We start from the raw sequence: 18526 nt of genomic DNA on the forward strand, positions 1-18526 counted from the left end.
CCTACACCTCTTAAAATTTTATTTAAAAAAGATCTTTTATACGATAACAATAATATTTTTTGATGTCTACACATTTTTTAGTTCTTTTGTACGGCATAATAAAAAAGGGCCTGCACAGGCCCTTTTCATTTAAAACATTGGGTTTTCTTCAATAAAGGTATATATATTCTCAACAAGCTCAGCAGGCGTTTCACCCATGACAACTTCTCCGTTTACCAGAGCGAAGAGCGATTCCATGCATGTCCCGCAGTAGCTTAAGCAGCCGTATTCGAGGACATCCAAGTTGGGATCTTTCTCCAAAATCGCCCGGGCTTCCTGAGAGCCGTGAGCCAAATTGCTGACACAAAATTCAATCATTGGATTCATGCGGTTTCACCTCACATATGTCCATTATCGCGAATTTTACATGATTCGTCAAAGACACAGATTTATCGAAATTTATTATCGTAACATATCATTTTCTTAATAACGTTTTACTATTTTGCAATTTGAAGCTAATTTGTAGGTTATTTTGAATCTATTATTGTGATTTTAGATCAAATTCGATATAATTCTAGATGTTATTTTACATAGTTCGTAGTTTCTTCAATGTGTCTATCATACTCTTCGGATTAAAGGGGAATTCAAATGAAAAAATTGGTCTTGATCGGCGGAGGTTACGGGAACATGCGTGTTCTTCATCGCTTATTGCCAAACCAGCTGCCTGAAGATGTTTCAATCACGTTAATTGACAGAAATCCTTATCACTGCCTGAAAACAGAATATTATGCCCTTGCCGCAGGCACAATTTCTGACCATCATATCAGAGTGTCATTTCCAGAGCACCCTCGCCTGGATATCCAGTACGGTGATATCTCCTCAATTGATATTGCACAAAAACAAGTGCTGTTCCATGATCGTGAACCGATTTCTTACGATGACGCCGTGATCGGGCTCGGCTGTGAGGATAAATACCACAATGTGCCGGGAGCGCCTGAATTCACCTATAGCATTCAAACCATCGACCAGTCCCGTGAAACCTACCAAAAGCTGAATAACCTAAGCGCTAATGCTACTGTCGCCATTGTCGGAGCGGGCTTAAGCGGCGTTGAGCTTGCAAGTGAATTGAGAGAAAGCCGTGATGACCTGAACATTATCTTGTTCGACCGCGGCAATCTCATTTTATCAAGCTTTCCCGAACGTTTGAGCAAATATGTGCAAAAATGGTTCGAAGAGCACGGTGTCCGCATTATTAACAGGGCAAATATCACAAAAGTAGAAGAAGGCGTTGTGTATAATCACGATGATCCGATTTCTGCAGACGCCATCGTGTGGACAGCCGGCATCCAGCCAAACAAAGTCGTCAAGGACTTAGATGTGGAGAAGGATGCACAAGGGCGTGTCGTATTAACGCCTCATCACAATCTTCCTGGTGATGAACATCTGTACGTAGTCGGCGACTGCGCGAGCCTTCCTCATGCACCGAGCGCCCAGCTGGCAGAGGCTCAAGCAGAGCAGATTGTCCAAATCTTGCAAAAACGCTGGAATGGAGAAGCCCTTCCGGAATCAATGCCTGAGTTCAAGCTAAAAGGCGTTCTCGGTTCACTCGGAAAAAAAGCCGGCTTTGGTCTTGTTGCTGACCGACCGCTGATCGGCCGTGTTCCGCGTATGCTGAAATCCGGCTTGCTGTGGATGTACAAACACCATAACGGGTAATGATAGAGAAGAACCGCTGATCACATCAGCGGTTTTCTGTATACCCATGCTTCTCCATTGCCTCATAAACATCTTTTAATTTTGGATTGCCTTCACCGACAATTTTGTCTTCTACGAGCACAAGCGGATAAAAATACTCGTCATTTCTGATTTTTTCTGCAAGCTCTTTCGCATGTTCATTGTCAGGCGGCTCATAAATATCGATATATTGCATCAAAAAAGGCTGATTTGGATATTTTCTTTTGAGCGCAGCCTCAAGCCATTCGTATGTATCCTTAGCTGTCGGCATATTGACACAGCTTGCACAAACGGCTTCTGCCCCGTATATGCTAAGCATGACTGGTTTCGTCACTGATAAACGCCCCCTTCTCCCTATGTAAGTCCTTTCTTTTCAGTATACAGAGCGAATACACATTTTTATAGAAAAAAACCGTTTTTGTGTTCAAGTCTGAATGTGCTATAATAGGGAAAGCAACTTTGCAAACCAAACAATAGATTTTTATTGTTACACTGAATATAATGGTTTTATGATGACGAAAGGAGCGAATGTCATGACTGAAGTTGAAATGAAAGAACAGGTGCAGGAAGTACTGGACAAACTTCGTCCGTTTTTACTTCGTGACGGCGGTGACTGTGAACTTGTAGATGTAGATGAAGGTATCGTTAAGCTTCGCCTACTAGGCGCATGCGGCAGCTGCCCAAGTTCAACAATTACGCTGAAAGCCGGAATTGAACGCGCTCTTCTTGAAGAAGTGCCGGGTGTCGTTGAAGTAGAACAAGTCTTTTAATAAAGCAGCCAGGCTGAAATTTGATCAGCCTGGCTTTTTTATTAGAGATAGTTGTCAAACCATGAGCTGATATAATTCAAACGCTTGATCCGCTGTCCCGGGTGGCCGCTGCGTGATAAATTGTGCGACGCTTTCGGAAAACGGACGAACATGGTTTCCTTGCCCATTTTCTTCAAGGCAATAAACAGCTGCTCGGCCTGCTCGATCGGGCACCGGTCATCTCGCTCGCCATGCAGAATTAAAAGCGGTGTCTCAACGTTTGCTGCGTACTTTATAGGGGAGCGGTCCCAGAGCTTTTCTGTGTCTTCAAACACGTCATGCTCAAGCTGCCAGTCTGTGAAGAAATAGCCGATATCACTGACGCCGTGAAAGCTGATCCAATTTGATATCGAGCGCTGGGTGACGGCAGCTTTAAAGCGGTTCGTCTGCCCAACGATCCAGTTGGTCATAAAGCCTCCGTAGCTTCCGCCCGTGACACCGAGCCGCTTTGGATCAATCTGCGGATCTCGTTTGATAGCCTCGTCCACAGCCTGCATCACATCATCATAGTCCTTTCCTCCATAATCTCCTCTGACGGCATTCACAAATTCCTGCCCATAGCCGTGGCTTCCTCTCGGGTTGATATAAACGACCGCGTATCCTTTGGCCGCCAGCACTTGAAATTCATGAAAATATGTATGCCCGTACATCATATGAGGACCGCCGTGTATGTTGAGAATAAGAGGATATGATGCCTCACCTTCCGACTGTGCAGGCTTCATCAGCCAGCCGTTCACCGTCACTCCGTCTTCTGTGACAAATTGAATATCTTCAGGTATTGAAATCGTATGCTCATCGACAAACTTGTCATTCGCGCCAGTCAGCCGTTCCTCTTCCTGCCCAAGCGGGATGCTGTATAGCTCACTCGGTCTGTCCGGTTTTGTCACACTGGCAATAAAGTGTTGTTCGTCAGGTGAAATGGAAAAGCTATTGATGTACTCTTTTTCGAGACGAATCGGATACACAAGGCCTTCAATCGAAATATAATAGATTCCCGTGCTTCCTTGATCTGTGCCGATAACATAAAACCCTTGGCAGTCTTTCGTCCAAATCGGGCGCTGTTCGGCACCTCCGATCAAAGAATCTCCAATCAGCGCATCCGCTAAATGAACGTCCAGCATCTCTGTCAGACATGTGAGGCGGTCTTGTTCGATATCATAGAGCCACGCCTTTGCGAGCGTTGCATTCTTATATTCCTTTTCATTCCCAAGCAAAGCAAGATATCTTCCGTCCGGTGAAAATGAGCTTGGTCCGAATGAGCCGCGATGAGGTGTAATCTGCTTAAGATCTCCAGACTCCAGCGACATTATATACACATCATACGGCTTGCTGGCATCATTCGTCTCAGTCAAATTAGCTGAGAAAACAAGCGATTTGCCGTCAGGAGAAAAAGCAGGGTCGCCATGATCGGCTTTGTGATTTGTCAGCTGCTTCACCTTACCAGACTTCACGCTGACAAGCACAAGCTGGGCATACGCACCTCTCGTCAGCCCTTTGCCGTCCCGTTTATAGGAGAGGCCTTGCACTTCAACAGGTTCAAAACTGTCCGGCTCCGTTTTTTCTCGGTCATCAATCCTTTCCCCCTCTCCCAAACTGACAGTGACAAGCACCGACTCACCATCCGGAGACCACAGCGGCTTTGATACGCCATACGGGATTTCAGTCAGTTTTCTCGCTTCTCCGCCTTCAGCGCTCATGATATACAGCTGTGCTGTATCGCCCTCACGATCAGAAATAAAGGCAAGCGTTCGCCCGTCCGGAGACCATCTTGGGTCGGTGCTTCGCTTTTCTCCATGTGTCCATGGAACAGACCCGCCCGTTTTTGTTTCATAGATCCATATATTTGATGTATATGCATCTTTCTCTTGGTTTACTTGTGACTTCACATATGCGGCATAGGTGCCATCAGGGGCGTATTGAGGATCGGTCACAGAGACAATCGCTGTGATGTCTTCTGCGGTTATCAGCTTTTTCATATTCATCTCCTCCTTTTTACATGTATTTCGTTTTCCTAAATAAAAACTCCTTTATCTCCAGCAAAAAAAAGCGCCCTCAGCTACACTGAGAGACGCTTGGCATGATCTAGACACTTTTTACTTGATATAAAGGATTTCGCTCTATGATACTTCCCTCTTTTGGAACGGTCAAAGCGTCTACTTCACAATGAGGGAAATGAAGCGCGAGCTGTTCTTTTAGCTCTTCTCCCTTTCCTTTTTCGGTCATGACGAGAATCGTCGGGCCTGCCCCGCTGAGAGCCGTTCCATATGCGCCCTTCATTTCGGCGACATGTTCTACTTTGGACAGCTCAGGCACAAGCATTGCCCGGTATGGCTGGTGGAACATATCCTTCTTCATGATTTTCCCGACGAGCGGCCAATCCTTAGACATGATCGCAGCAATGAGGATATTGCTGACAGCACTTGCCTTTACGGCATCGGCATATGGAAATTCCTTCGGAAGCACGTCTCTTGCGTCTCTTGTCAGCACTTCGTAAAAAGGAATGACAACGACAACGTCAATGCCGGCATCCGGGACGCGGATCATTTGGGTCTCTTCTTCTTCATGCAGGCCGATCACAAGTCCGCCAACGAGAGAAGCGCCCGCATTGTCCGGATGTCCTTCCTCGAGACTGGCTAAATGCAGCTTGTCCGCTTCAGACAGCTTTAAGCTGCATAATTCATCAGCCATTTCAATGGCCGCTACAATCGCCGCGGCGCTGCTGCCAAGGCCGCGTGCGAGCGGAATGTCGCTCCACACCTTCACATGGACAGGCGGCATTTCTTTGCCGTACAAATCTGCTGTCCGTTTTGCCACATGATAGATCATATTATCTGTACCCGCCGGAATTCCGGCGACTGTTTCTGTTTCAGCTTCAAAAGACCATTTGTCGCTTTCAAAGACGGTCAGCTTCAAATATCTGCTGAGCGCCATTCCGACTGAATCAAAGCCGGGGCCTAGGTTAGCCGTGCTTCCGGGAACAGTGACAGTGAACAGCATGTCGGCTTCGTTCATACACGGGCCGCTCCTTTTACATATTCAAGGATGCTGTCTTCATCAGTCGGCAATGTGACCGGCTTGATTTCTGAAATGTCGACCGCTGTGTTCGGATCTTTCAGTCCGTTTCCTGTTAGCACAGCGACGACCTTGCTGCCTTTCGGAATTTCTCCGGATTTCACCTGTTTCAGCACCCCTGCGATAGACGCGCAAGAGCCCGGTTCTGCAAACACGCCTTCTTCACGGGCGATCAGCTGATACGCGTGAAGGATTTCATCATCAGTGACTTCGTCAATTTTCCCGTTGGATTCCTCGGCTGCCTTTACAGCTTTGTCCCAGCTTGCCGGGTTTCCGATACGAATGGCTGTCGCTATTGTTTCCGGATTTTCAATCACTTCATTTCGCACGATTGCCGCCGCGCCTTCCGCTTCAAAGCCGCGCATTTTCGGAAGGCCTGTGCCGTTTTTCTCATGATATTCCTTGAAGCCCTTCCAGTACGCAGTGATGTTTCCCGCATTTCCGACCGGGATCGCTAACACATCCGGCGCTTCTCCAAGCTGTTCGCACACTTCGAAGGCAGCAGTTTTTTGGCCTTCAATGCGGTAAGGATTCACTGAATTGACAAGGGCAATCGGTGATTTCTCACAGATGGAACGGACAATTTTAAGTGCATCGTCAAAGTTTCCGTCAATTGCGATAATCTCAGCTCCGTACATGACAGCCTGAGCGAGTTTTCCAAACGCAATTTTTCCGTTCGGGATGATGACGATGCATTTCATGTTAGCGCGGGCAGCATAAGCAGCCGCAGCCGCGGAAGTGTTTCCTGTTGACGCGCACATAATCGTGTCGTTTCCCTCTTCTTTTGCTTTCGCCACAGCCATGACCATTCCGCGGTCTTTAAATGATCCGGTAGGATTGACGCCCTCTGTTTTGACATGAAGCTCAATTCCGAGCTGCTCAGAAAGCTTCGGCAGATAAATAAGGGGTGTGTTTCCTTCATGTAAAGTAAGCGCCGGTGTTTGATCAGTTACAGGTAAAAATTCTTTATATTGATGGATAAGTCCTTTCCACATTAGCTCCAACCGTTCCCTTCTACACGATATGTGCTTTTGACTTCTTGAACGACTTCCAAATCATTTAGGTTTTGCAGGATATCACTGAAATCAGCTTCAGATGTATGGTGTGTGACAATGACGATTTCGGCTAACTCATCATGGCCTTTAATCGGCAGCTGCAGGATCTTTTCAAAGCTCACGCCCCGTTCAGAGAACACAGACGTAATTTTCGAGAATGAACCGACCTCATCTTTTACATGAATTCTCAAAAACTGCTGGGCGTAAATGTCAGACGGCGATTTCATGTTTTTCTCATATTGCGGCCCAACAAAGCTGTTGCCGGTTACGCCGAGTCGCATATTTTTCATGACAGCGACAAGGTCAGAAACAACGGATGTCGCAGTCGGCATGCTTCCGGCTCCCGGCCCGTAGAACATCGTCTCACCGACAGCCTCACCGTACACATAAACGGCGTTAAACTCATTATGCACAGCAGACAGCGGATGATGGTCAGGAAGCAGTGTCGGCTGAACGCTGACCTCGATTTTGCTTCCGTCACGCTGTGCAATCCCGATCAGCTTCATCGTATAGCCAAGGCGTTTGCTGAAGCTGATGTCCTCGTCTGTAATTTGGGAGATTCCCTTTACTTTGACGTCTTCCAGATCCACGTTCATCGAGAAACCGAGACGCGCCAATATCGCCATTTTCCGTGCGGCGTCAAGCCCTTCCACGTCTGAAGTCGGATCAGCTTCGGCAAAGCCGAGATCCTGCGCTTCCTTGAGCACTTCCTCGTAAGGGCTTTTTTCTTTAATCATTTTAGTTAAGATAAAGTTCGTTGTTCCGTTCACGATCCCCATCATCTTTGTAATCCGGTCTGATGAGAGGCCTTCCTCTAACGTGCGCAAAATCGGAATGCCACCGGCAACACTGGCTTCAAAGTAGATGTCGCAGCCATTTTCCTTCGCTTCCGCAAGCAGCTCGGAGCCGTACACAGCTATTAAATCCTTGTTTGCTGTGACCACATGCTTTTTCGATTTCAGCGCGTCGAGCAAATATTGTTTTGTCTGTTCAACTCCGCCGATCACCTCAATGACGACATCAACATCTGGATCATCGATGACATCATACACTTCTGTTGTGAGCACTTCCTTCGGCAAATCTACTTCTCTCTTTTTCTCTAGATCTTTGACAAGCACTTTTTTTATCGTAACCGGACAGCCGACCTGATGCATCAGCTTATCCTGATGGTCTTGAATAATTTTAACGACACCGCTTCCGACGGTACCTAAACCTAAAAGCCCTACACGAATCGCTTTCAAAAAAACTCCACCTTTCATTTGATTGTCTTCTCTAAAAAGACAAATGTTAACTCAACACAGACATATAAGTTACAAACATTATATAAGCCCATCCCCCTTTTGACAAGACAGCAAATGGCTGAATTTTGGGAATGTAAACGCTTAACGCGTTGATATGACAAGATTCTTTATTTTCTAATTATTTTTCTGCCTTTTCCGAGCCAGCCCACGCGGGGAACAAACAGCTTCTGCGCCCGCATATTCATGAATTCCTGTGCTGTATTGAGAAATTGTTCATAGCGTCCGCAGTCACCAAGAATGAAGTCAAGCTGCTCTTCATAATAATGTTTTTCTGATTCTGACGACATGTAGTAGCTCTCCACGGTTTCAAAATAATGAAGCGGGAAGAGCAAGCGGCTGTACAGAAGGCGTTTCGAAAACGAAGACAGCGGGGTGACTTGCCCGTATTCCTGTAAAAAAAGAAAGCCCTGCTGGTTAAAATCTTGTCTGTGATGCAAAAACGTATGCCTCATATATTCAGCCAAATCGCGTGAGGCGTGGTCAAATACCCAATCCGACGGAATCCTGATCAACGATTCGAATGACCATGTATGTCTTTCCATCCGCTGGTGGCATATCGTTCCTGAATCAGCGGCTTGGGGCTTGTCATCCAGCTCAGTGTCCACTAAATATTGTATCGCGTTTTCCGACAGTCCTAAATAATATGGAAATGATTCGATCATTTTTTTATCGAATGGCTCATGCGGAGGGGTCTGAACCTTTCGCTGCCAAAACGCTTCCAGCTGATCAATGCGTTTTCCCCACAGATCCTTCCACTGCCCGATTCTTCCGGCTGCTTTCACTTCATACGGGTAGCCTCTGCCTTTCCGGTGAAATTCCGCCAGCTCCGCCCCAATGGAAAACGCCCGGTTTGACAAAGGAGGTGCCGCCTTCAGCAGTGCGTACGTTTTTCCTTCATGTTCAAACGTCAGCTCACCTTCTTTTGTAAAGATAAAAACCGAAACGTATGGGTCACTTTGTTCTTGTAAATACTGACTCATGTAATAAAGCTCCGCCAGCTCCGTATCTGAGAATTGGGAAACGGGGACAATCAGAAAGAGTGAATTCGGCGTCTGAAAGCATTGATAAGTGTTCTGGTACATGGAAAGCTGCCTGATATGAATACCGTATTTTTCTTTTATTGTACCTTTCACAATGATCACCTGCCTGTAGAATTAGGGCTCATCACATCGTAGTCATACACGTCCGGAATTATGAATACATATTTTAATCCGACGAAGGCGCAGGAAAAAGTCGTAAACATCTCAAACATTTTGTATAAACTAGTAAAAAAGATTGGGTGAAGCTGATGTCAGAAAAAGAACAAGTCAGTCAGATGGAAGCAAAAGCAAGAGCACGGATGAAGGAGCGCGGCGTTGAGGTATCAGACATTGCCGAGCTTGTCTTTTTTCTGCAGAAAAAATATCATCCGGATTTAACCATTGATGAGTGCACGTTGAATGTCAATCGCGTTCTCGCAAAACGCGAGGTGCAAAATGCGATTTTAACGGGCATTGAATTGGATGTTCTTGCCGAGCAGAAAAAACTGTCTGAACCGCTGCAAACAATGCTTGAAACAGATGAAAGCCTATATGGAGTAGATGAAGTTCTGGCATTTTCCATCGTGAATATTTACGGATCGATCGGGTTTACGAACTACGGCTACATTGACAAAGAAAAACCCGGAATCCTTAAACATTTAAATGATAAATCAACCGGCGAATGCCATACCTTTCTGGATGACATCGTCGGCGCGATTTCCGCCGCAGCCTCAAGCAGGCTCGCACACCGCGCGCGGCACACAGAATAAGGGCACCCTTTGGGGTGCCCTTATTTATTTAAATGTATGGAATCCATTCAGTCAGAGAGTCAATGGCGTGAGTCGGTTTTTCCATATCGTCTGTCATATGCTCTCTTTTCGTTACGCCTGTGTGAACAAGCAGTGTATCCATACCGGCGTTAATGCCGGCCATGATGTCTGTCGCATAGTTGTCGCCGACCATAAGTGTTTCCGACACATCCGTGCCAAGAACGCGCATCGCCTGCTCCATAATAATGGATTCCGGTTTGCCGATAAATACCGGCTGTACGCCTGTCGATACGGTTAAAACAGAAGTCAGTGAACCGTTTCCTGGCAGGAGGCCTCTCTCCGTCGGAATCGCAATATCTCCGTTAGTAGAAATAAAGCGGGCGCCATTTCTGATTGCCAGGCAGCCAACAGCAAATTTTTCGTATGTAATGGAACGGTCAATGCCAACCACCACAAAATCCGCGTTTTCCCCGCCAAACGTCAGTCCGTTTTCTTCAATGGCCTGGCGGATCCCTTCTTCCCCAATCACATACACAGACGCGTCTTTTTTCTGCTGGGCGATATGCTGGGCAGTGGCCATGCTGGTTGTGAAGACTTGTTCTTCTGATGCCGGAATATCAAAAGACACGAGCTTGTCCGCCACCTGCTTCGGTGTGCGCGAAGAGTTGTTTGTCACAAATAGATAAGGCACGTCGCGATCCTTCAGCGTTCTGACAAATTCACACGCTTCCTCGATTTTTTCTGTGCCATTGTACATCGTTCCGTCTAAATCAATTAAATACCCTTTATATGTTTTCATTTCAACACTCCTGTGGCTTTCCAGTTGTTATTTAAACGCAGAAACAGGGCCAAGCTCTGTTTCCAAGTAGCTTCTGATCCGTTGCGGGAAGTCTTGAAGAGCAGTCTGATGTGCCGTGATCAGCCTGTAAAGCTCGGCACTGTCAGCAAACAGATACTGCTGAACCAATGTTTTGCGGTAGGCGATCAATTTTTTGAGCTCAGTTCCCTCTTTTTCCGTGACAACTTTTTCATCGACAAGTATGTCCATAATATCATCATAGCTGCCTGGATCCCGCATAATAAAACCGTCAATCATGTCATTGCCTGTATCAAGAATGCATTCGATTAACAGATGGCCTATTCGCTGAAGCGCCAGTCTCCCGATTTCAGTCTCCCAGTCTGTTTGTGAGTTGAAAAGCGCAAGCTGTTGTTCAAAGAACCCGAGTGTTTGCTCGATCTTGTTTCTGTCAACAAAATACATGACAGCATCCCCTTTGTGTATATTTATTTTCTGATCCGTTTCAAGACAAAATACGCACAGCCGAAATTGCAGTATTCGTAAATGTATTCATCTAGTGTGCTGATTTTCGTTTCGAAGGTTGCCTTTTGATTCTGGTCGTCAAAGAAGCCCTTGAGCCTAAGCTGACCGTACCCCCAGTCTCCCACAATATAATCGTATTTATTTAAAATATCGGAGTAGCGGGCTTTAAAAGCCTCTTCGTTGAAGCCGTCTTTGAAATTGTGCACCAATTCAAATTCGGCATTTTGAATAAGAATCATGATCTCACCTCTTTTTCACTCATTCCTATCATAATTCATTGCCCGTTCCCCATCAATTGCTAAAGAATAAATCATGCGATTTGGCTACCCTACATATGAGGAGGGATTTACAAATGAAACGAACTGCTGTCAGTCTCTGCCTGTTCACCGGGCTTTTATCCGGGTGCGGGGGTGCAGGACTCGATAATGCCGAGCAAAATGTCCAGAATCAGGCGCAGAATCAAACCAGGCCCATTCATGTGTCTGACCGCAACGAGGCTTTTAACCGCCATGATGAAAACGAACAATTTGGCTATGTCCGCTATCAAAAAGAACAATTTGACGGCGAACAGCAGAAAGCGCCAGTGATGAACCGGGAAGAAACCGCTCACATGATATCAAGTGTAACGGTTCAGCTCCCCCATATTCAAGATGCTGCCACACTGGTGACAGATCAAGAAGCGCTTGTCGTGTACAAAACCGATTCCAAAAACCGCGAGCTGACCGCCGATCAGGTGAAGAAAACGGCGGCTTCTGTAATACCGCGATACTATCATGTGTATATTTCCGATAATCCAAACCATATGCAGTCGATTGAAAATTACAGCAATCTCGGCTCCGGTTCAAGAGACATCAGAGAGATCTTGTCTGGGACGATTCAAGAAATGAAAGCCTCCCCGCAAGGAAGCCCTGTCTCAGATAATGAAAATGCCAACGGAGAAACCCGCCAGGACATGAAAATCAATAAGAATGACAAAAACGCCAGATGATCTGGCGTTTTGGCATTATGCTTGTGCTTGGCGCTTTTTAGATGCTTCGTTCACCTGTTCATCCGCGTGGTAAGATGAACGGACAAGCGGACCGGCTTCGCAGTGGCTGAAGCCTTTTTGCATGGCGATTTCTTTTAATTCTGCAAACTCATCAGGGTGATAGTATTTTTGGACTTTCAAGTGTTTCTTCGTCGGCTGCAGATATTGGCCGATTGCCATAATATCCACGTTGTTTGCCAAGAGGTCGTCCATGACTTCAATAATTTCTTCCTTCGTTTCGCCGAGTCCGATCATGATGCTTGATTTCGTCGGAATGTCAGGCTGCATTTCTTTTGCACGGCGCAAGAATTCCAACGAACGGTCGTACGTCGCACGCGCACGGACTCTTGGCGTCAGGCGGCGAACCGTCTCGATATTGTGATTCAGGATATCTGGGCGTGTATCCATCAAGGTTTTCAGGTTATCATAGTTTCCGCCCATATCAGACGGGAGCACCTCAATTGTTGTAAATGGGCTTTTTCTGCGGATTGCACGGACAGTTTCCGCGAAAATGCCTGCCCCGCCGTCTTTCTGGTCGTCACGCGCAACAGCGGTGATCACCGCGTGTTTCAGGTTCATAAGTGCGACAGAATCCGCTACGCGTTCCGGCTCCTGCAGATCAAGCTCAGTTGGAAGGCCCGTTTTGACAGCACAGAAACGGCATGCTCTTGTACAAACAGAACCTAAAATCATAAATGTAGCTGTACGTCTGACCGCCCAGCATTCATGAATATTCGGACATTTTGCTTCTTCACATACGGTATGCAGGTTGTTTTCCCGCATGAGTTTTTTGAGCCCTGTATAGTTTTCATTTGTATTTAATTTGATTTTGAGCCATTCGGGCTTTCTGAGGTGTTCGTCTTTCTTTGCCAATTCCCATCATCTCCAATATCCAATATACTCAATTTCTGACACGAAACATTCTGAAAACGAGAAAGGTGCAGGTTCTATTTCTGCAACAAAAATAATGTTTTTCTAACTAAAGAAAGTCTTTTCTCTAGACACTTTAACATAGGAAAAATTTCTCGACAAGGGAAGATGATTACTGACATTTTTAAGCCAGACTGCCGCAAACTATGTGTATTCAATATGAAAGGAGATTATTTTGTGAAAGTTTTGTTATCCGCCCTTCTTCTCCTTTTGTTTGCGTGTGAGCCTTATGCGTCTGGAAAAGAGCTTTCAGATCCAGTGCTGTCGAAACGGATGGAATTATATCATAAAGTCGAGGCTGTAACGCAGATTCCTTGGTATGCGCTCGCCGCTGTAGATCAATACGAGGAAAACGTGCGGAGCAACCGAAAAGATCTGCCTGACAAAGCGGGAATCATCAGCATTTATATACCGGATGAAATCTGGAGCGGGCCTGAAAACCCGAATCCGAAAGACGATGCGCCGTTAAGCATTAAAGTGTTTGACGGAATCGGAATGGATGGTGACGGTGACGGGAAAGCAGAGGTCAGCAACGATGAAGATATTTTGTATACGTTCAGCCAATACTTACTGTCATATGGCACAGATGAGGACAACATCCGTATTGGGCTTTGGAATTATTACCGTCGTGATCAGACAGTGGGGATCATATCTGAATTCATGAAGCTGTTTAAAGCCTACGGCCATATTGATTTAGGCGAGCATGCATTTCCGCTTCCAATCAGAACCGATTACAGCTATCGCAGCACGTGGGGGGATGCCCGCGGCTTCGGGGGGAGACGGATTCATGAAGGCACGGATATCTTTGCCCATTACGGCCTTCCTGTCAGATCGACCTGCTACGGCATAGTTGAAATGAAGGGCTGGAACCGCTTCGGAGGATGGAGAATCGGCATCAGAGACATTAACAATACGTATCATTATTTTGCCCATCTCAATGGGTTTGCCAAAGGGATTAAAACAGGACAAATTGTTGAACCCGGCCAAGTCATCGGATCAGTCGGAAGCTCAGGATACGGCCCGCCGGGAACCGCCGGGAAATTCCCGCCGCATCTTCACTACGGCATGTACAAAGATAACGGAAAAACCGAATGGTCATTTGATCCATACCCGCATTTGAGAGCGTGGGAGCGTTATGAATACAAAAAGAAGAAATAATGAAAAGCCGCCTCTTCGACAGGCGGCTTATTTGCTGCTTTTTTCACTTTTCGAATCGGCACTGTCCTCTTCTTTGCTGCTCGGAAGCTGGACAGAAGGCGTGACACCGGAGGCGCCGCTTCCGTTATAAAACTGCGGCACTTCGCCCTGTACGGCTTTAATCGATACAGGCACATTATTTGTGACGACAGCGGTTTTGCTTGCGAACGGAATGATGACCTTCACTTTGATTTCGACAAAGATGCTGATATCAATAAGTGCATTATTAATGCCATACGGCTTGATTTTGGTTTTGACATCTGTAAAAGCGTCACCGATTAAATTGAACCGAACCGGGATTTTCGGGCCGAGGTTTCCGAGGAGGCTGTTGCCGGTCACCTGTCCCAGCGGAATGTTGATCAAAATGTTTTCACTAGCCCCGCTGTGCCCGGTGTGGGTTTCCATCTCTTTCAGATGAGCCTGAAGCTGCTTCGTTACTTTTGTTTTCACACTGTTTACAATCTGTGTATTAAAATCGATTGTCGTTAAGTTTCCGTTTTCATCAGAATTCATTTGAAACATATCTTTCATATTCTCACTGTCAGACATATAATCCTCTATCGAATCCTGGATCACCTCTGTCGCTATACGCTTCGTTTCCATCTCGCCGATGTCCATTAAAACAGGTTTGATCGAGCCATTGATCATCCAAAGGCTGACTGTTGTTGACAGGATAAAAAAGACAACTGACAGAAGCATCACGTACCGGAAAGGCAAAGGTCCTCTCTTGCGAAAAGGGCCGCGGTATCTTGGCAAGAAAATCCCCCCTTACATATCACAATGTATGCTTGTAAGGGGGGACATAGTAATAGCCGGGCCAAATTATTTTATTTCACCATTTTTAAAAGTGCGTCTCTGCCGCTCATTCCGGCATGGATGCCGAGATCTTCCGCGGCGTACGTGACGGATTCTAAAGGTGCGTCTAGCAGCTGGTCAATGGTGCGAACCCCAACTGCACGCCCCGCCACAATGCCACGCTCCTTTAATTTTTCATTGAGCAGCGCCACATCAAGCGCACCGCACATAATGTATCCGTGATCATTGGTGATGGCCATAAAATTTGTTTTTGGAAGCTTCACTGTCACAGCTGTAAAAGGCTGTCCTTCTATCATGATTGGTGTCAGATTTACCACGTCAACCACTCCCTTCATTCATCACTTTATGATGAAGGGCACAGCTTGTTGTGGGCTGACCGCCTTAATGCGCGAGCTTCCAGGCGAGCAGATCCCGCAAAAATTCCGGCATAAAATATTCTTTTTCTGCGGCGTCGCGAATCATCGGAAACAGTCTGCCGAGCGTAAACATGTCAAGCACTGCGACAGAGTATGGTTTATGTTTTTCAATATCCTCCCCGTTCAGGGTGATCCGTGTGACATGCGTGATTCCATCATCCAGCCGTTCCGTTTCTACATCAACACCCGCGTACACCATTTTTCCCATCACTTCTCCGCGGAAGCCGAGCCCTTTGATCCGGAGCTGTTCCATTTGTTCTGAAGCGGCATGGATAATCGTCTCTTTCAATTCTTCTCCCGTCAAGCGGACAGCCACCGGGTTGATCGGATGAGGACAGATTCGGTGCAGATCCAGCTTTGTCACAGGACCTGCTTTCAGCGGACCGAGAATGACACCGGAATTCACCATACTGATGTCGGTTCCGCACCATTCCTTTAACGCATACGCCAAAAGCAAAGGCAGCTCTGATTCTTCAAACCACTTGACCTCAGCATCCTGCGCAAGCTCCGCAACGGCATCGGACAGCTTCTCCTCGGCTTCACGTTCTTTTTCCTTGAGAAATGCTTTTGTTTCTGCGGATTCTCCTGTCCAATCCGCCATGTTCTGCACAGACGCTGTTTTGCTGATGATGCTTCGCTGTTCGCTGTCTATCGTGATTTCTACACAGCCGACATAATGCCCGTATTTCTCGGCGCTGGCAAGCAACACGCCGTTCACCACTTGTCCATCTTCAAGCAAATGGTGAGTGTGCGATTCAAGGATCACATCAATCTCAGGCACCGCTTCAGCCACCGCCTGATCGTCAAGAATGCCTAAATGTGACAGCAGAACGATGATATCAGCCTGTCCTTTCACTTCCTGAATGGTTTCCTTGATGCTTTCAAGAGCATCGGTTACCGTCCATCCCAGCTTGTCATAGACAGGATAATATGGCACGGTTACGCCTAAGAACGCAATGGTCATTCCGTTTTTCAATGTTTTGATATGGTAAGGAACCGCCCAGGACGGACGGTTTCCGTTTTTGTCATACAGATTGGAAACGATAACGGGAAATTCTGCATGATTATACAAGGCAGCGAGCTCTTCATGCGGAAGCGTAATTCCTTCGTTATTGCCGATTGCCGCTCCATCAATGTGAAGACGGTTTAAGAGATCGACATTCGCTTTTCCGAAAGTCGCCTCTGTCACGAATTGAAAACGATCAAGATGATCGCCAATATCAAGAACGAGCGTCTCTTCGCTGTCTGATTGATGCTCTTTTCTTTTCTGCTCGATATAATCTACAATTTTCGGCCAGTTTTCAAAATGGCTGTGCAAATCATTTGTATGATATAAGCGGAGCTTCTCCTTCATATTATCTCTCCCTAATCGTTCAGCTGAACATGCCTTCATAAATGAGCTGGCAGCCGATCAAAATCAATACGATCCGCATGATCATAACGATCGTTTTCGTCTGCATTTTTCTGTTGATGGCGGCGCCAAGCTTTCCGCCGAACCAAGCGCCGGGCACAAGCGCCAGGGCATACAGCCAATTGACGTGCCCGGAAATAATATGTGAAACAGACCCTGTCATAGAAGACAGGAAAATAATAAACATGGACGTTGCCACCGCAACCTTCGGCGGAAACAGGAACAACAGCATCATCGCCGGAACCATCAGCGATCCGCCGCCAATTCCGAAAAGCCCTCCCAAAAAGCCGACAACAAAGGCAATGGCAATTCCGACAGGGGCCTGATATGAGTACGTATAAGGCTCACCGGCATCATCCTGAAATGTCCGAATAATCCCTTTGTGCGCTTTGTTGATCGGCCGGGCTTTCGCTTTCAGCATTAAAGATAATGAAATCAGAATCATAAAAATGCCAAACCAAACGGAAAATGAGTTTGAATTGAACATCTTTGACACGTAAGCCCCGATAATGCTGCCGGGTCCTGAACCGATAAAGAAAATGAGCCCGCTCTTATAATCAACGGTTTTATATTTAATATAAGCCAAAGTTGAAGAAAGACCCGTAAAAATAATGACCAAAAGCGAAGTTCCAATCGCGACCTGCGGCGTTACATCCTGAAACAGCGGCGTCACTGTGCTCAAAAACATCAGAGCCGGCACAATGACAATTCCGCCGCCAAGCCCGATCAGGCTTCCTACCGTACCTGCGATTAATCCCAGTACGACCAAAATCACAAACGACATCAGTAAAAACCTCTTTTCTAAAATAAATCGAGCTGTCTCGGAGCAAGTCCGCTGTACTCGATATCAAGCAGTTCAAGCATCTGCTTGCCGTTATCCGCGGCATCTCCGCCGGAATTGTTATTGAACAGGACAAAAACATCCTTACATTGCTGCTGCAATTCATTCAGGTGCTTTTTCCAATCCGCCAGCTCCTGTTGATTGTAGCGGTATAAGTACCTGACCTCACGCCAGTTTTTCCCGCCATCAGGCTTCATCCAGCCCTGCTTGTTGCGTCCGTGAAACCTGACAAGCGTTTTGTTTTCATCGGTGGCGCGCAGCACAGTCGGAACGCTGCCTTCTCCGATTTGCGGTTCATCACAGACACTGTGAATCCAGCCTTCCGCTTTCATAAATGAAAGCGTCTGCTCATAAAACTGCGGCGAGAACCAGGAGCGGTTTCTGAATTCAAGCGCACAAGGAATATCTCCCATTTGGTGCTTGCACCATCTCAAATAGGCGACATTCTCCTTCTTGCAGTCAAACCACGGCGGAAATTGAAACAGCACCATGGCGAGCTTATTGCTATGTAAATATGGCGTTAAAGACACCTTAAACGCGTCAAACATCTCCTCTTTTGAGTCAAAGGGAATTTCGCCGCGCTGATGCCCTGTCATGCCCTGATACGCTTTCACGATAAATTGGAAGGTTTCCGGCGTCTCCTTCACCCACTTTTCATTATTGCGTGCCGGCTGAATCGCGTAAAAGCTCGCGTCTAATTCCACGATGGGAAAATGGGAGGAATAGGCCTGTAATTTTTTCTGGCTGGCCGTCTTTGGCGGATAGATGCTGTCATGATCCCCCCATCCCGTCAGTCCGATATAAATCACAATCATTCACCTCTCTTCC

Annotated in this window: 21 protein-coding genes; 5 read left to right on the plus strand and 16 right to left on the minus strand. The window is 46.6% G+C overall.

Going from position 1 to position 18526, the window contains the following annotated elements; genetic code table 11:
* Positions 1–129: 129 nt before the first annotated feature.
* On the minus strand, positions 130–366 hold the full coding sequence (locus MOC09_RS14115) for a YuzB family protein (RefSeq protein ID WP_003222913.1): 237 nt from the start codon (positions 364–366) through the stop codon (positions 130–132).
* A 261-nt stretch (positions 367–627) separates the two neighbouring features.
* Here MOC09_RS14115 and MOC09_RS14120 point away from each other — a divergent pair, with 261 nt between their 5' ends.
* Positions 628–1695, plus strand: a complete 1068-nt coding sequence (locus MOC09_RS14120; RefSeq protein ID WP_268370898.1) for an NAD(P)/FAD-dependent oxidoreductase — start codon at positions 628–630, stop codon at positions 1693–1695.
* Positions 1696–1720: 25 nt separating this feature from the next.
* Here the strand turns inward: MOC09_RS14120 and MOC09_RS14125 are convergent, their stop codons facing one another.
* Positions 1721–2047, minus strand: coding sequence for a YuzD family protein (locus MOC09_RS14125; protein WP_268358039.1), 327 nt, complete (start codon positions 2045–2047; stop codon positions 1721–1723).
* Between the two features lie 100 nt (positions 2048–2147).
* Between MOC09_RS14125 and MOC09_RS14130 the strand changes: the two genes are divergently transcribed.
* Positions 2148–2483, plus strand: a complete 336-nt coding sequence (locus MOC09_RS14130) for a NifU family protein (RefSeq protein ID WP_171017000.1) — start codon at positions 2148–2150, stop codon at positions 2481–2483.
* Between the two features lie 41 nt (positions 2484–2524).
* On the opposite strand, the gene MOC09_RS14135 is transcribed toward MOC09_RS14130, so the two are convergent.
* The 5 genes from MOC09_RS14135 to cotNH all read right to left on the minus strand — a co-directional run bounded on the left by MOC09_RS14135 (position 2525) and on the right by cotNH (position 9086).
* Positions 2525–4498: an alpha/beta hydrolase family protein gene (locus MOC09_RS14135; RefSeq protein WP_268358040.1), complete on the minus strand. Its 1974-nt coding sequence runs from the start codon at positions 4496–4498 to the stop codon at positions 2525–2527.
* Positions 4499–4604: 106 nt separating this feature from the next.
* A complete protein-coding gene (thrB, locus tag MOC09_RS14140; RefSeq protein ID WP_268370900.1) occupies positions 4605–5534 on the minus strand; it encodes a homoserine kinase in 930 nt (309 codons plus the stop codon).
* Entirely contained in the window at positions 5531–6589 is a 1059-nt protein-coding gene (gene thrC / locus MOC09_RS14145; protein ID WP_268358067.1) for a threonine synthase, read from the minus strand. Before thrC ends, thrB begins: the two co-directional genes overlap by 4 nt.
* Positions 6589–7890: a homoserine dehydrogenase gene (locus MOC09_RS14150; RefSeq protein ID WP_268370902.1), complete on the minus strand. Its 1302-nt coding sequence runs from the start codon at positions 7888–7890 to the stop codon at positions 6589–6591. Before MOC09_RS14150 ends, thrC begins: the two co-directional genes overlap by 1 nt.
* A 167-nt stretch (positions 7891–8057) precedes the next feature.
* Entirely contained in the window at positions 8058–9086 is a 1029-nt protein-coding gene (gene cotNH / locus MOC09_RS14155; protein ID WP_268358068.1) for a spore coat-associated protein CotNH, read from the minus strand.
* A 152-nt stretch (positions 9087–9238) separates the two neighbouring features.
* Here cotNH and MOC09_RS14160 point away from each other — a divergent pair, with 152 nt between their 5' ends.
* Positions 9239–9739: a phosphatidylglycerophosphatase A gene (locus MOC09_RS14160; protein WP_268358043.1), complete on the plus strand. Its 501-nt coding sequence runs from the start codon at positions 9239–9241 to the stop codon at positions 9737–9739.
* Positions 9740–9767: 28 nt separating this feature from the next.
* Here the strand turns inward: MOC09_RS14160 and nucF are convergent, their stop codons facing one another.
* The 3 genes from nucF to MOC09_RS14175 are packed head-to-tail and all read right to left on the minus strand — an operon-like array spanning position 9768 to position 11299.
* A complete protein-coding gene (gene nucF / locus MOC09_RS14165) occupies positions 9768–10538 on the minus strand; it encodes a 5' nucleotidase NucF (protein WP_268370904.1) in 771 nt (256 codons plus the stop codon).
* A gap of 27 nt (positions 10539–10565) precedes the next feature.
* Complete coding sequence (locus MOC09_RS14170) at positions 10566–11000, minus strand: DUF86 domain-containing protein (protein ID WP_268358045.1); 435 nt, start codon at positions 10998–11000, stop codon at positions 10566–10568.
* A 23-nt stretch (positions 11001–11023) separates the two neighbouring features.
* Positions 11024–11299, minus strand: a complete 276-nt coding sequence (locus tag MOC09_RS14175) for a YutD family protein (protein ID WP_003228682.1) — start codon at positions 11297–11299, stop codon at positions 11024–11026.
* 113 nt (positions 11300–11412) lie between these two features.
* On the opposite strand from MOC09_RS14175, the gene MOC09_RS14180 reads away from it, so the two are divergent.
* The gene (locus MOC09_RS14180; RefSeq protein WP_268370906.1) at positions 11413–12048 is read left to right on the plus strand and encodes a YhcN/YlaJ family sporulation lipoprotein; all 636 of its coding nucleotides are present in this window, start codon (positions 11413–11415) and stop codon (positions 12046–12048) included.
* Positions 12049–12063: 15 nt separating this feature from the next.
* Here the strand turns inward: MOC09_RS14180 and lipA are convergent, their stop codons facing one another.
* Positions 12064–12960: a lipoyl synthase gene (gene lipA, locus MOC09_RS14185; protein WP_003222888.1), complete on the minus strand. Its 897-nt coding sequence runs from the start codon at positions 12958–12960 to the stop codon at positions 12064–12066.
* A gap of 234 nt (positions 12961–13194) precedes the next feature.
* On the opposite strand from lipA, the gene lytH reads away from it, so the two are divergent.
* Positions 13195–14175 carry an L-Ala--D-Glu endopeptidase gene (gene lytH / locus MOC09_RS14190; RefSeq protein WP_268358048.1) on the plus strand — a complete coding sequence of 327 codons (981 nt, stop codon included), beginning with the start codon at positions 13195–13197 and terminating at the stop codon, positions 14173–14175.
* A 27-nt stretch (positions 14176–14202) separates the two neighbouring features.
* On the opposite strand, the gene yunB is transcribed toward lytH, so the two are convergent.
* The 5 genes from yunB to MOC09_RS14215 all read right to left on the minus strand — a co-directional run bounded on the left by yunB (position 14203) and on the right by MOC09_RS14215 (position 18507).
* Entirely contained in the window at positions 14203–14970 is a 768-nt protein-coding gene (gene yunB, locus MOC09_RS14195) for a sporulation protein YunB (protein ID WP_268358049.1), read from the minus strand.
* A 71-nt stretch (positions 14971–15041) separates the two neighbouring features.
* On the minus strand, positions 15042–15347 hold the full coding sequence (locus MOC09_RS14200) for a YunC family protein (RefSeq protein WP_268370908.1): 306 nt from the start codon (positions 15345–15347) through the stop codon (positions 15042–15044).
* A 64-nt stretch (positions 15348–15411) separates the two neighbouring features.
* A complete protein-coding gene (locus MOC09_RS14205) occupies positions 15412–16800 on the minus strand; it encodes a bifunctional metallophosphatase/5'-nucleotidase (protein ID WP_268370910.1) in 1389 nt (462 codons plus the stop codon).
* Between the two features lie 19 nt (positions 16801–16819).
* On the minus strand, positions 16820–17641 hold the full coding sequence (locus tag MOC09_RS14210) for a sulfite exporter TauE/SafE family protein (RefSeq protein WP_268370912.1): 822 nt from the start codon (positions 17639–17641) through the stop codon (positions 16820–16822).
* A gap of 17 nt (positions 17642–17658) precedes the next feature.
* Complete coding sequence (locus tag MOC09_RS14215; RefSeq protein ID WP_268358070.1) at positions 17659–18507, minus strand: DUF72 domain-containing protein; 849 nt, start codon at positions 18505–18507, stop codon at positions 17659–17661.
* Between the last annotated feature and the right edge of the window lie 19 nt (positions 18508–18526).

The sequence above is a fragment of the Bacillus sp. N12A5 genome, assembly GCF_026790125.1.
Classification (GTDB): Bacteria; Bacillota; Bacilli; order Bacillales; family Bacillaceae; genus Bacillus.

Coding starts and splice junctions, on each gene's coding strand:
- MOC09_RS14115 (WP_003222913.1), bottom strand. CDS start 366: ATGAATCCAATGATTGAATTTTGTGTCAGCAATTTGGCTCACGGCTCT.
- MOC09_RS14120 (WP_268370898.1), top strand. CDS start 628: ATGAAAAAATTGGTCTTGATCGGCGGAGGTTACGGGAACATGCGTGTT.
- MOC09_RS14130 (WP_171017000.1), top strand. CDS start 2,148: ATGTGCTATAATAGGGAAAGCAACTTTGCAAACCAAACAATAGATTTT.
- MOC09_RS14135 (WP_268358040.1), bottom strand. CDS start 4,498: ATGAAAAAGCTGATAACCGCAGAAGACATCACAGCGATTGTCTCTGTG.
- thrB (WP_268370900.1), bottom strand. CDS start 5,534: ATGAACGAAGCCGACATGCTGTTCACTGTCACTGTTCCCGGAAGCACG.
- thrC (WP_268358067.1), bottom strand. CDS start 6,589: ATGTGGAAAGGACTTATCCATCAATATAAAGAATTTTTACCTGTAACT.
- MOC09_RS14160 (WP_268358043.1), top strand. CDS start 9,239: ATGTCAGAAAAAGAACAAGTCAGTCAGATGGAAGCAAAAGCAAGAGCA.
- nucF (WP_268370904.1), bottom strand. CDS start 10,538: ATGAAAACATATAAAGGGTATTTAATTGATTTAGACGGAACGATGTAC.
- MOC09_RS14170 (WP_268358045.1), bottom strand. CDS start 11,000: ATGTATTTTGTTGACAGAAACAAGATCGAGCAAACACTCGGGTTCTTT.
- MOC09_RS14175 (WP_003228682.1), bottom strand. CDS start 11,299: ATGATTCTTATTCAAAATGCCGAATTTGAATTGGTGCACAATTTCAAA.
- MOC09_RS14180 (WP_268370906.1), top strand. CDS start 11,413: ATGAAACGAACTGCTGTCAGTCTCTGCCTGTTCACCGGGCTTTTATCC.
- MOC09_RS14205 (WP_268370910.1), bottom strand. CDS start 16,800: ATGAAGGAGAAGCTCCGCTTATATCATACAAATGATTTGCACAGCCAT.
- MOC09_RS14210 (WP_268370912.1), bottom strand. CDS start 17,641: ATGTCGTTTGTGATTTTGGTCGTACTGGGATTAATCGCAGGTACGGTA.